At 67.3% G+C, this 13307-nt stretch carries 5 protein-coding genes; 1 reads left to right on the top strand and 4 read right to left on the bottom strand.

Annotated features, from left to right (window positions below):
- Nucleotides 1-79 precede the first annotated feature (79 nt).
- The 4 genes from pelA to OU994_RS14135 all read right to left on the bottom strand — a co-directional run bounded on the left by pelA (nt 80) and on the right by OU994_RS14135 (nt 10231).
- Nucleotides 80-1369, bottom strand: a complete 1290-nt coding sequence (pelA, locus tag OU994_RS14150; protein ID WP_281611279.1) for a pectate lyase — start codon at nt 1367-1369, stop codon at nt 80-82.
- A gap of 28 nt (nt 1370-1397) precedes the next feature.
- Nucleotides 1398-3230: a glycoside hydrolase family 28 protein gene (locus OU994_RS14145; RefSeq protein ID WP_281611278.1), complete on the bottom strand. Its 1833-nt coding sequence runs from the start codon at nt 3228-3230 to the stop codon at nt 1398-1400.
- 104 nt (nt 3231-3334) lie between these two features.
- Complete coding sequence (locus tag OU994_RS14140; RefSeq protein WP_281611277.1) at nt 3335-6271, bottom strand: TonB-dependent receptor domain-containing protein; 2937 nt, start codon at nt 6269-6271, stop codon at nt 3335-3337.
- Nucleotides 6272-6508: 237 nt separating this feature from the next.
- On the bottom strand, nt 6509-10231 hold the full coding sequence (locus tag OU994_RS14135) for a TonB-dependent receptor plug domain-containing protein (protein ID WP_281611276.1): 3723 nt from the start codon (nt 10229-10231) through the stop codon (nt 6509-6511).
- Between the two features lie 573 nt (nt 10232-10804).
- Here OU994_RS14135 and OU994_RS14130 point away from each other — a divergent pair.
- Nucleotides 10805-13276, top strand: coding sequence for a glycoside hydrolase family 95 protein (locus OU994_RS14130; protein WP_281611275.1), 2472 nt, complete (start codon nt 10805-10807; stop codon nt 13274-13276).
- Nucleotides 13277-13307 lie beyond the last annotated feature (31 nt).

Here is a 13307-nt window from a genome sequence, read left to right as displayed (position 1 = left end):
TTCCAGGCAACACCCGTTGCAGAAGAATTGGAGCCTGTCACCGTTTTTGCGGCAACTGCTTAGTGCCGGGCTGGGCTGGTCAGCGCTTCTTCGACCACTTGTCGTAGGCGGCGAGCGCCGAGGCGGGACCGTTGCCATACCAGCCATAGCCGTCGCGGCGCTCCTTGCTGAGCTCGTTGACGTCGGTGTGGATGGTGCCGTCGCGGTCGCCGAAGATCGGCTTCATCGTGGCGATGTCGTACATGCGCGCCCACATCGGGCCGGCGCCGGGCCGGGCTTCGAGGAAGCGGCCGTTCTCGCCCTTCGTGGTCCAGCCCACGTCGCGCACGGCGACCCGCTTCAGCCACGCGGCGGCCGCATCGATGGCCGCGACGGCTTCCGGCGACGGCCGCGGCTGCTCCATCAGCAGCCTGAGCAGCCGCGACGTTTCCGAGCTGGACAGTGCCACCGGCTCGAAATTGCGCGCCCCCACCGGCGCCAGGGTCAGCGCATCGTGCTGCTGGCACCAGCCCGTCAGCTGGCCATCGACACGGATCTGGCTGGCCACCAGCACCTTGATCGCCCGGCCATGCGCGGCCCCGGCCCGGGCCGCCAGCTCGGGCGGCACGAAGGCATAGTCGCCGCCCCGCGCGGCCACCATGGCCAGCAGGTCGGCCACCTGGGCGAACGCATTGTCGTTGAAGGTGATCGCGTCGTGATAGCCGCCCTGCAGCGGATACACCTGCGGGAAACCGCCGTTCGGGTACTGGGCGTCGAGCAGGTAATTCACGCCCCGCTCGAAGGCCTGCCGATACACGGCGCCGGGCGCACCGGGCAGCGCCGCCTGCACGCGGGCCAGGAACGCCAGCTCGGTGGTGGTGGCATCGTTGTCGATCGTGCCCACGTAGTTCCAGCCCTTGGTCGCGACGATCACGCCGCCGGACGGGTCGTCGTCGATCGGCGCATAGTGCTCGCCCTTCTGCCGCAGGTGGCCGGTGCGGTTGACGTTCTTGCCCCAGCCGCCCGCCGGGGTCTGGAAGCTGACGATGTTATCGGCCACGTGCCGCGCCTCGGCCGAGGCGTACCATGCGGCCGGCTGCTTCAGCGGCATGCCGGAATCGCCGTGCAGCCGCGCCTGTGCTTCCGGCGGCGCCGTCCCGCTGGCCCGTTCCGCCGCCAGCGTGGCCTTGTCGCGTTCCATCAGCGCGCGCGAGCGTTCCAGGTAGGCGCGCCATGCCGCCCGCTCCGTCTCGCCCAGCGTGGCGATGCGCGCTTCCGTGACCGGCTGCGCACGCGTCATCGTGCCGATCACCGTTGCCTGCGCCGCCGGCAGGCCCCAGCCCGCCGCCAGTGCCAGCGCCAGCGCGAGCGCGGTTTTCTTCATCTGCATGTCTCCTCCATGGGTATTGCGTGGCGGCTTATCCCGCCAGTTTTTCGTCGTACCGCTTGCCGCCGATCGTCACGTTGCGCAGGGTGACATCGCGCGCATTGTGCAGGAACCACGGGGCGGCGGCGCGCACCGCGTTGCCGAAGTCGCAGTCGCTGATCGTCACCCTTTGTACCGGCAGCACCGGGAGCACCGGCCTGTCCGGCGCGCCGTTGTAGCTGTGCGCCACCGGGCCGAGCACGACGAACGCCTGGTAGCAGCCGAAGCGCCCTTCCGGCGTGTCCACGTTGCTCACCCTGATGCCGGAAATATGCACGTCCGACACCTCCGGCGGCCGGCTGCGCACCAGGTCGAACGATGGCGTGTAGTCGCAATCGAAGGTGATCACCGCGCCGCCGCCGGTGGGCACGGTTTTCGCCGGCACCGGCCCGCCCGGGATCGGCGTGTAGAAGCCGGGCTTGAGCCGCACGCCGTTCGGCAGCGTCAGGTCGCGCACGTAGAAATGGCGCAGGTAGCCGCCCCGGTTCATATTGGTTTTCAGCCGCACCACGGTGTTGATCGGATCGGTGGCGTAGTGAATGTTGCGCACGTCGATGTTTTGCGCATACACGTGCTCGATCCCGGCCGACATCTCGCTGCCCAGCGTGATGCCGCCATGGCCGCTGTTCATCACCGAGTTCTGGATCACTACGTTGCGCGTGGGGCCGTAGCCCACGTCGGCATTCTTGCCCGCCTTGATGGCGATGCAGTCGTCGCCCGTGTTGAACCAGCAGCCGTCGACCAGCACGGTGTCGCACGATTCCGGATCGAAGCCGTCCGAATTCGGCCCGATCGATTCCATCTTCACCTTTGAAAAGTGCACGTTGCGGCACTTGACCGGATGGTGGATCCAGAACGGCGCGTTGACCGCCTGGTAGCCCTGCATCAGTACGTCCTCGCAATCCATGAACTCGACGAGGCAGGGCCGCAGGTAGTGGCCCAGGCCGAAGATGCGCCTGTCGACGGGCACACCGGCCTCGGACAGCGCCGGCAGGTATTTTTCATCGGAGCGCCCGTGCGGCCGGTCGCCGGCGATGCGCGCCAGCGTGGCCGCGTCCAGGTGCGGCGCCACCGTTGCCAGCGGCGGATTGGCGGGGTTGTCCACGCCCTGGTGCAGCGCGCCCTTCTCGGCGCCCTTCTGGTTCATTCTCCACCAGCCCGGCCCGCTGCCATCCTCGTACGGCACGCCGGCCTGGCCATCCAGGATGCTGGTCCAGTCCTCGCCCGTGATGGCGATGTTCTTCTGGCCGCGCGCATACACCAGCGGCGCGAAGTTGAAGCAGTCGTTGCCCTGCCAGCGCGACAGCACCAGCCTGCCGTTGGCGCCGCAGTCGACCGTCCGCGCTTCCGGATAATCGCGCGCGTAGTCGGCCGGGTTGGCGCTGAAGTACACGTGCGCCCCTTTCGCCAGGTTCACGTGCACGTTGGACAGCAGCACGATCGGTCCCTTCAGGTACCAGTAGCCGGCCGGCACCAGCACGCGGCCGCCGCCCGCCTTGTGCGCGGCGGCGATCGCGGCGCGCAGCGCGGGATGGCTGTCGTGCGAACCCGGCACGGGCGTCGTCACCTGCCCCCGGGCGCGAATGGTCGGATAGCCGGTCACCTTGTGCACCTTGCACGGCTTGCCGCCGTAGGCCGTGACCACGAAGTCGCGTTTCGGGAACGGCAGCGGCCTGGCGAACACGCCGGCGATCTGCCGGGCGCGCGCCCACGGATCCGCGGCCTGGGCGCGGCCCGGCGCGGGCAGGCCCAGGAAGGACACGGTACCCAGCGCGGCGGTCCCCTTGATCCACTGGCGGCGCTGCAGGAAGGTCTTGTCTGTCATGGCGATTCCATGGTTGTCGCAGATCGCTCCGCATGTCGAACAACGCGACGAAGCCGGCCCATGGCCGGCTTCGTCGCGGATGAAACTACCTCACACCCGGTGCATCAGAACTTGTACTCCACCGAGAGGCGGAACACGCGGCCCAGCATGTCGGCCATGCTCGTCACGTAGCCGCCGCTGTAGACGCTGTTGGCGGTGAGCGGTGGCCATTCTTCCGTGATGTTGTTCACGCCCAGGCTGACGGTGGTGTTCTTGATGCCCGTATAGCGCAGGTTCACGTTGAACTGGCTGTAGTCGTCCACCTTGGTCAGCGTCGATCCCACGCGCGGCGTCAGGTCCGTCACGCCGCGCTGGTAGCGCTGCGACAGCGTGGCGCGCCACGGGCCCTGCCCCCAGCTGAACGACGCCGTGTGCTTCCAGCGCGGATTGATCTGCGGCATGCCGGCCAGGCCGGCGTTCGGGCCCGCGCCGCCGAAGCGGCCATCGTTGGTGATGATGCCGATGTTGGTGTGCCACGGGCCATCCTTCTCGGACTGGAACTCGTACTTGTGGTACCAGGTGCCGTCCAGTTTCGCGTCGAAGGTGCCGTAGCTGGTGACAGGGAACCGGTAGCTGGCCGAGACGTCGGCGCCGCGGATGCGGCTCATGCCCCGGTTGGCCTGGCTGGCCACGATATGGTCGATCGTGCCATCGGCGCGGCGCAGGATGAATTCCTCGTACTTGGCCGGGTCCTGCTGCACTTCGGCGATCGTCACCGCGCCCAGCACGTCCTTGATCTTCAGGCCCCAGTAGTCGACCGTGACGGACAGGTTCCTGATCGGCTCGTAGGCGAAGCCGAACGAGAAGCCGCGCGACTTTTCCGGTTTCAGGAAGCTGTTGTTGGGCGACTTGGTCCAGTACTCGGTGCTCACGTTGCAGACCTGGTCGGCCGTGTAACCCGCCACCGGCGTGCCGCTGCCGGCCACCGTCGGCTGCGCGCTCGGGCACAGCACCGGGTCATCCATGTCGATCGTGCGCACTTCGGCCGTGGGGTTCTGGATGTCCATGATCGACGGCGCGCGGAAGCCGGTCGACAGGGAACTGCGCAGCAGCAGGCTTTCCGTCGGGCGCCAGCTGCCCGCCAGGCGCGGATTGACGGTGGTCTGTTTCAGGTCGTCGTAATGGTCGGCCCGCACGGCGCCGTTGATCGAGATGGTCTCGGTGATCGGCGCTTCCACCTCGGCCAGCAGCGAGGAGATGTCGCGCGACAGGCGTTTGCCCACGCCCTGCGGCGTTTCGCCGACCAGGTCGTGCTGCAGCACGTTGCCGGCGGTATCCAGGTTATAGCTGCCATCGGCCTTCTTGTAGACGAAATCGAGCGGCGCATCGTAGGTGCGCGCGGCGTCGCGGCGCAGCTCGGCGGCCAGCGCCAGCGTCAGGTCGCCGCCCTTCAGGGACATCAGGGCTTTCGACAGCGTCACGTCGACGCTCTTGTTGTAGGCCTTGTTCAGGCGGTACGTGTAGTTGTTCGCCTCGATGCTGCGCAGGTATTCCGCGCCCGCCTCGTCCTGCAGGCCGAACGGGTTCAACGTGCCGTTGTTGAAGCCTTCCTGCGCCTTCGAATACAGGATGTAGCCGCCGCCCACCTTCGTGTCGCGCTTGCTCATGCCCCAGTTCACGCCGGCGCGGTAGTCCCAGCCCAGCACTTCGCCTTCGGCTGTCAGCACCACGCGGTCGTTGGTCTGCTCGTCGTTGCGGTAAGCCGAGCCCAGTTCGGCCGGGCCCCACTGGAAGTACAGCGTGCGGCCATTCATGTTCAGGTTGCTGACCGCGCCGGGCGTGCGCGTGGGGTCGATGTACATCGCCGGCGCATTGGTGCCGTCGTTGTTGCCGACCACCTGCACCGCCGGGGTGATGCCATTGCCCGGGTAGAAGCGGCTCGACGATGGCAGCGAGTAGGTCGTGAACGGATTGGTGCCGCCGGGGACCTGCATGCCGCGGAATTTCTGCACGGTGAACTTCGAATGCAGCACGTCGATGTCGATCTTGTGGCCGCCCGGGATATTGAAGCTGGAGCGCGCCGCGATGGTCTGGATCTCGCTTCCGTCGGTGACGGCGTTGTAGAACAGCGGGTTGCGGTAGCAGCCCGGCGCGTACACGGCCGGCGTGTTGGCGCTCTGGTTGCCCAGCGTCGGGCGGGAATACGGGTCCACGCAGCCGTTCGCGTACGTGGGGTTGTAGTTCGAGTTGGCGTTGCGGGCAAAGCCGAAGTTGGCCGTGGGGCTGGGATTGCGGGCGTCCGGCAGCAGGCCCAGGCCCAGCGAGCGCAGCACGTCGGGATCGTGCTGTTCGGCGCGTTCGCCCTGGAACAGCGGGGTTTTCTTCTGGTGGTCGACGGCGATGTAGGCATTCCAGCCATCGCGGGCCAGGTTGCCGATACCGGCGATGGCGCCGAAGCTGGTGGTCTTGCCGCCGCCGCTTTCTTCCGGCCGCGCGTATTCGCCCTTCAGCGTCACGCCTTCGTAGCCGCGCTTGGTCCAGTAGTTCTGCACGCCGCCGATCGCATCCGCGCCATAGGTGGAGGCGGCGCCGCCGGAGAGCGTCTCGACACGGTCCAGCGCCATGCGCGGGATCACGTTGACGGACACGTACTGGTCCTGCAGCGGTTCGTTGGCCAGGCGGCGGCCGTTCAGCAGCGTCAGCGTGCGCATCGGGCCGAGGCCGCGCAGGTTCGTCATCGGGCCGGCGGCGCCCGAGTTGGTGCCCAGCGACAGCGATTGCGGCTGTTCCAGCACCAGGTCCTTCAGTTCGGTGTGGCCGCGCGATTCCAGTTCGGTGGCCTTGATGGTGGTCACCGGCGTGGCCCCCTCGGTGGCCACGCGCCGGATCAGCGAACCGGTCACCACGACCGATTGCACCGCTTCCGCTTGCGGCGCGTCCTGGGTACTGCTCTGGGCATGGGCCAGTCCGCTCATCTCGCAGACGGCGACAGCGACGGCCAGCGCCATCGTTGCGCGCCGCAGCGCGGGTTGGCGCTTGGCCAGGTGTGGTGCGTACTTCATGTGTCTCCTCCGCCGGTCTTATTTTAAATTGGCTAGATCACTTGCTCGTACTGGTAGACCAGTCCCAGGATTGGCCGGACCAGTTGTCACGAGTATGCGCTCACAGCCCGGCCGAAGTCACGGGTAACATGCATCATCGTTGTGAAATTGCATCAACATGCAAATGCTCAACAAGTTGAGCAGCCCGCGTGCTACCGGGCCGCTAGAGTCGCGCGGCGCGGCCCGGCGAAAGCCCTCTTACAAGGTACGGAAGTTCAGGCCCACCATCAGGCGCCGCCCCGCATACGAATAATCCAGGATGTTCGGCGTGCCATCGGCGAACGGCGCGTAGCTGCCCTGGCTGTTCGACGTGGTGGCGTTGCCCAGGTTGCGCCCTTCCACAAACACCTCCAGGTTCGGCAAGACCTTGTACGAGATCTTGGCATCGACGAAGCGGGTGGTGTCCTTGAAATTCGGCGAACCCGGGTTGTAGGGGAACTTGGTCAGCTGCACGCCCACCGCCGGGTAGTTCTGGATGGCGCCCTGCTGCTGGCAGCCGGCGATGCAGCTGAAATTCATCGCCACGGCCTGCACCGCCACCCGCGCCGACAGGCGCCCGTCGTCATACCACAGCGCCCAGTTGTACGAGTACTTCGACTCGCGTTGCGGCGGCAGCGCGGCACCGGTCAGCAGGTCCACCGCGTTCTGCGTCGTCACCACCGAGCGCAGCCGCGTGGCATTGGCATCCATGCCGAGGTTGCGCAGTACGCCGGGCAGGAACGTGAACGCCGTCTTGGTACCGAATTCCATGCCTTTGCGCGTGGTGGCGGCGCCGTTCACCCACATCGAGTAATCGAACGGCAGGCTGCCCAGGTCCACGCCGGTGGCCGGATCGACCAGGCTGGAACCGGCGAACAGCGGAATGCTGCTGGCGCCCTGGCTGATGCCGGGACCGACCTTGCCCTTCTGGTTGAAGACGGCCGCCGTCACCATCGTGTCGCGGTTCGGGTAGTACTCCACGCTGAGGTTCTGGTTGAAGTTCTGCTGCGCCTGCAGTTCCGGATTGCCGAGCGTGCCCGAGCAGCGCTGCGTGCCCGGCTGGTCGCCGTCCTGGGTGCGTTCGTCATAGGTGCAGGTGCCCGATGGCAGCAGGTTGGCGGCCGGCGGCCGGGCCACCGTGCGCGCCGCGCTGTAGCGCAGCACCAGCTGGTCCGGCACCAGCCAGGCCGCCACGTTCAGGCTGGGCAGCACGTCGTCGGCCTTGGCGTCGACCGCGGTGTTGCGCACGAAGGTGTTGGTGACCGTGCCGCCTTCCGCGTTAGGATTCAGCGGGTCGAACGCCGCCGTCTTGGCGATCGAGATCAGCGTCATCATGCCGCTGCCGCTGACGCGGGTGCGCACGTAGCGCACGCCCAGGTTGCCGTCGACGGTCAGGCCGAACGGCAGCGCCATGCCGGTGAACGGCAGCCGGTCGATGCTGAAGTCGCCCATCAGGTAGAACGCGTCGGTGCGTTCGCGCAGTTCCTGCTTCGGCTGGTCGTACACCTGGCCATCGCTGGCGGTGCACGTCTTCACGCAATCGTAGTTGTTGTTGCGCGCGCCGATCGCGCCGAACAGTCTTTCCACATCGAGCTGGGTCCAGTTGTCCAGCATGCCCGCCGGGCGGCCCTTGGCGCCGTCGAAGAAGCGCGTCGACGTGGCCTGGCCGGACAGGCCCAGCGCCACCAGGTCCTGCCACTGCCGCGGATCGAGCAGCAGGGTGCCGTTGTTGGCCAGGCGCGGATCGGGGCTGATGGTATAGCCGTACGCGCAGGGCTTGCCGCCCGGTCCCAGCGAACCGGGCGTGTCCTGGCAACCCTGGATGATGGTGCGGGCGATCGGCGTGGGGATCACGATCGGCGCCTGGTAGCCCGGCTGGCCATAGGTGCCGACCGCGGCCTGGCGGATGATGCCGCCGCTGTTGCCGTCGCCGGGGTTCCAGTTATCCAGCCCGTTCTTGCGCAGGTTGAAGCCGGCCTTCAGGCGGCTCAGGAACGGCACCGACTCGGGCATCGCGTAGCTCAGGTCGAGCTTCGCGGTGTGTTCGAAGGTTTCGCGGATCTGCGGATTCCAGAATGCCTCGGTGCGCGGCGAACCCGGTGTCAGCAGGGGTTGCTGGGCAATCGTGTAGGCCGGCGTTGCGACATTGTTCAGCGGGCCGAGCGCCACCGCACCGCTGTTGCCGGTTGCCGGATACAGGCTGGCGTACTGCGACGGGTCGGACTGGTTGAAGCGGCTCGATTCGGGGAAGGAGTAGCCCCACAACCCATTCGGCAGCACCTGCATGGTGGCCGGACCGTAGAAGGTGGTGAAGCTGATGCGCTGCTGGGCGCGGCGGAAGTCCGAGCCGGCATTGGCCAGGAAGAAGTCGGCGTTCAGCCCGCCGTTCTTGTAGGTGCCGCCCAGCTGCAGGTACCTGGCGTTGACGGTGCCATGGTCGCGCAACTGGTCGGTGGTCGCCGCGCCATCGCTGATCGTGTATTTCGTCAGGTGGTGGTTGGCATCGGTGACGACCGAGGCCGGATCGATGTTGATGACCATGCCGGGATACGGATACGCATTGCCGCGCGGCGTCGGCATGTCGTACAGCCAGTAGCCGGAGCCGGGCACCGCATTGCGCACCCCGGCGGTGTTGTCGTCGACATACGGGCGGCCCACGAAGTTCGGGCTGATCGTCGCGCCGGGATTGGTCGAGATATTGCCCAGCGCGTAAGTCAGCTGCTCGGTATCGACCTTGCGGCGGTTGTAGCTGCCCTTGGCGAACACGGTAAGCTGGTTGTTTACCTTGAAGTCGGCCCGCAGGTCGAGGTTGTCGCGCCGGTCCAGTTCGCGGCGCACGAAGTAGCGCGGGCCCGATGGCGTGTAGTCGTTCCACTGGTTCAGGCAGGTGATCAGTTCATTGCCGCGCTGCGACTGCGCGGCGCCGCGCGCCGACGATTCCAGCGCATTCAGTTGCGCCGCGCTTAGCGCGGGAAACGCATTGTGGCAGTCGGCCTTGGTCTGCGCCGCCGCCGCGCGCGTCAGCATTTCCAGCGGCGTGGCGGCGTCGAACATGCCGCCGCCGATCAGCGGGGATTGAAGCAGCGGTGTCCGCACGCTGGAATCGGCCATGTTCAGGGTGCCGGGCAGGAAGGCGAAGGTCTTGTCCGGCGACCCGTCGAAATCGGCCGTCCGGTAATAACCCTGCAGCGCCGAGAATGCCGTCTGCACCGAATGGGATTCGTTGGCCAGCGTGGTGCTCGACGCGTTCAGCACCAGCCCCAGGCGGCCATCGAGGAATTTGTTGGCCAGCACCACGTTGGTGTCCGGCTTCCACTTCTTGTTCAGCGATCCCTGCGAAGCGCCGATGCGCACGGACGCATACGGCTTCTTGAAGTCCAGGCCGGAGCGGGTCTTGATGATGATGCCGCCGCCCAGCGAGCCCTCGGTCTGGTCGGCGGTGGAACCCTTGACCACGTCGACGCTCTTGATCAGGTCCGCCGACAGCTGCCGGAATTCCACCGCCCTGCCGCTGGCGCCGCTGCTGGCGCCCATGTCCGCCCCGCCGGCTGATTGCACGCCCTGGCCATCGAGCTCCACCCGCGTCAGGTCGGCCGAGTTGCCGCGCACCGCCACGCTGACCCCCTCGCCATACTCGCCCCGGTCCAGCGCGATGCCGGCCATCCGCGAAATCGCCTCGCCGATGTTGCGGTCCGGGAGAGAACCGACATCCTCGGCCACGATCGAGTCGATGGCCGTGGCGGCGTTTTTCTTGCGGTCGATACTCGACTGCTGCGAAGCACGCGCGCCGGAGATGACGACCCGGCTGATGTCGCCGGCCGATGGTGCCGGGGTAGCTTGCTGGGCGCTGGCCTGGTGCGCCGCCAGCAATGACGCCATCGCCACCGACACGGCGGCACTGACCCGTTTGCGGCGTGGCGAAGGGGCAAGGAAATGGTTCATGAGGTGTCTCCTCTCACAGATTGGTGATGGTTGTGGTGGCGAGTGCTGGTCGAAGCCGCACTTTCATCCTGGCCGGGCGCCGGCATGCGGGCACCCGTGGTGCGTGTTTGTGGTAAACGATTTCCCTCAAGCGCGCGACAATAGAACGCTGATCACATTGGTCAGGCCGATGATTGTTTGGCCTGACCAATTTTCTTTTTTAGAGTGGCTTATAAATCATGTTTACGCAAACAGTTTTTATGGTGTCGGCTGTTTGATACGTCGTTGGCGGGCCTTACGCTGTGGTAGCGCGACCATCTCTGATCACGAACTGGTCAGTCCAATTGTCAGGCGATGAAGGGCTTACCTGGCTGATACGGGTGGCAAGCATGACCTCCATCCGTGACAGATCCCTGTCGCCATGGCACTCCCGACGATCGACATGCCGGCGACGGATGCCGGCGGCGGTGTTTTTGGTAAACGAATTACTTTGTGTTTTTTATATATTCAAATACAATTCAATGCAAGTCGTTCCGTGCCGAAGCGTCGCCACCGCGAACATCCGTACAACACATCAGACCAACTGGAGACAAGATGAACAAACCGGCCTCGCCCGACCGCCTGCGGCGGCAACTGGTACTGGGCATGGGTGCGCTGGCGGCGGCGCCGGGCGTGGCGCTGGCAGCGCCGGCACATGCCCCCGCTTCCCGCGCGGACAATCGTGCGAACACGCTGTGGTACCGCCAGAGCGCCGCGCGCTGGGAAGAGGCGCTGCCGCTGGGGAATGGCCGGCTGGGGGCGATGGTGTTCGGCTGCGTGGCGCAGGACCGCCTGCAGTTGAACGAAGACACGTTGTGGGCCGGCGCGCCGTACACGCCCGACAACCCCGCCGCGCTGGCGGCGCTGCCGAAAGTGCGGCAATTGCTCGCGCAGGGGAAGTACGCCGAAGCGACGGAAGAAGTGGGCGCCGCCATGATGGGCAAGCCGGTCCGCCAGATGTCGTACGGCACCCTGGGCGACGTGCTGCTGACGATGCGCGACGCCCAGGCGCCCGCCGACTACGAGCGCTCGCTCGACCTGGCCAGCGCCGTGACCACCACGCGCTACCGCACCTCGCTTGGCCAGCATACGCGCGAAAGCTTCGTCTCGGCGCCGGACCAGGTGATCGCCATGCGCCTGCAGGCACCGCGCGGCACACTGGGTTTCACGCTGGGCTGGCGCGGTCCGCGCAAGGTGAAATCCATCGCATCGAACTACCCGGGGCTGGCCACGGACCTGGCGAACGCCTCGCCCACCGACTGGCTGCAGGTCGAGGAAGCGGGCCCGCTGCCGCCCGATGCCGCCATCGCCGCGGACGGCCCGGACGCGATCCTCATCACGGGCCGCAACGAGGCGATGCACGGCATTCCGGCCGGCCTGCGCTATGCGTTGCGCATCCAGGTGCTCGGCGACGGCAAGCTGCGCTACGCCGACGGGCAGTTGACGCTGGCCGGCGCTTCCACGGCCACGGTACTCGTCGCCGCCGCCACCAGCCATGTCAACTATCGGGACGTGAGCGGCGATCCGGTGGCCATCGTGCGCCGCCAGATGGCCGCCGTGGCGAACACGCCCTACGCCACGCTGAAGCGCCGCCATGTCGAGGAGCACGGCCGGCTGTTCGGCACGATGTCGGTCGACCTGGGCACCACCCCGGCGGCCGCCCGCCCCACCGACGAGCGCATCGCCGCCGTCGGCCAGCAGGACGACCCCGCGCTCGACGCGCTGTACCTGCAATATGCGCGCTACCTGCTCATCGCCTCGTCGCGGCCCGGTACACAGCCGGCCAACCTGCAGGGCATCTGGAACGAGGGCACCAACCCGCCGTGGGGCGGCAAGTACACCATCAACATCAATACGCAGATGAATTACTGGCCCGCCGATCCGGCCGGCCTGGGCGCGTGCGTGGAACCGCTGCTGCGCATGGTGGAAGACCTGGCGCAGAGCGGCGCGAAAACCGCGAAGACGATGTATGGCGCGCGCGGCTGGGTAACGCACCACAACACCGACCTGTGGCGCGCCGCCGCGCCGATCGACGCGGCCAAGTACGGCATGTGGCCATGCGGCGGCGCCTGGCTATGCAATTCACTGTGGGACCACTATGACTACAGCCGCGATGCCCAGGTCCTGCGGCGGCTGTATCCGCTGCTGCGCGGCGCGTCCGAGTTCTTCCTCGACACGCTGGTCGAGGACCCGCAGGGCCGCGGGCTGGTCACGTCGCCGTCGATGTCGCCCGAGAACAGCCACCCGTACGGTTCGTCGCTTGCCGCCGGCCCGGCGATGGACCGCCAGATCGTGCGCGACCTGTTCGGCCACACGCTGGAAGCGGGCCGCCTGCTCGGGCAGGATGCCGCCCTGCTGGAACGCATCGCCGGGGCGCGCGGCCGGCTGGCGCCGGACCGCATCGGCCAGCAGGGCCAGTTGCAGGAATGGCTGGAAGACTGGGATGCGCGCGCGCCGGACCGCAAGCACCGCCACGTGTCGCACCTGTACGCCCTGTACCCGAGCGCGCAGATCAACGTGCGCGACACGCCCGACCTGGCACGGGCGGTGCGCCAGACCCTGGTCGACCGGGGCGACCTGGCTACCGGCTGGGGCACCGCGTGGCGCCTGTGCCTGTGGGCGCGGATGGGCGACGCCGAACATGCGTATTCGGTGCTGAAGGGGTTGACCGGACCGCGGCGCACCTACCCGAACATGTTCGATGCCCATCCCCCTTTCCAGATCGACGGCAATTTCGGCGGCGCGGCGGGCATCATGGAAATGCTGCTGCAATCGTGGGGTGGCGAGGTGCTGCTGTTGCCGGCGCTGCCCGCCGCCTGGCCGACGGGGCGTGTCGGGGGCATCCGCGCCCGGGGCGGGCTGACGGTCGACATGAGCTGGGAACGGGGCCGGCTGACGGCGCTGCGCATCGGCGGCAAGCCTGGCGATGCGGTGGCGCTGCGCTACCAGGGCAAGCTGGCGCAGGTAATACTGGATGCCGGCGGCACCTTCCGGAGCACCGGCCAGGCGCTGCTTTCGCTTGCCTGACCGGCCCGGCACCACGCGCCCGCCGAAGCGG

Source organism: Pseudoduganella sp. SL102 (assembly GCF_027856995.1).
Taxonomy (GTDB): domain Bacteria; phylum Pseudomonadota; class Gammaproteobacteria; order Burkholderiales; family Burkholderiaceae_D; genus Rugamonas; species Rugamonas albidiflava.
The sequence above is the reverse complement of the archived record's forward strand: the minus strand, read 5'-3'. Positions and strand labels throughout refer to the sequence as shown.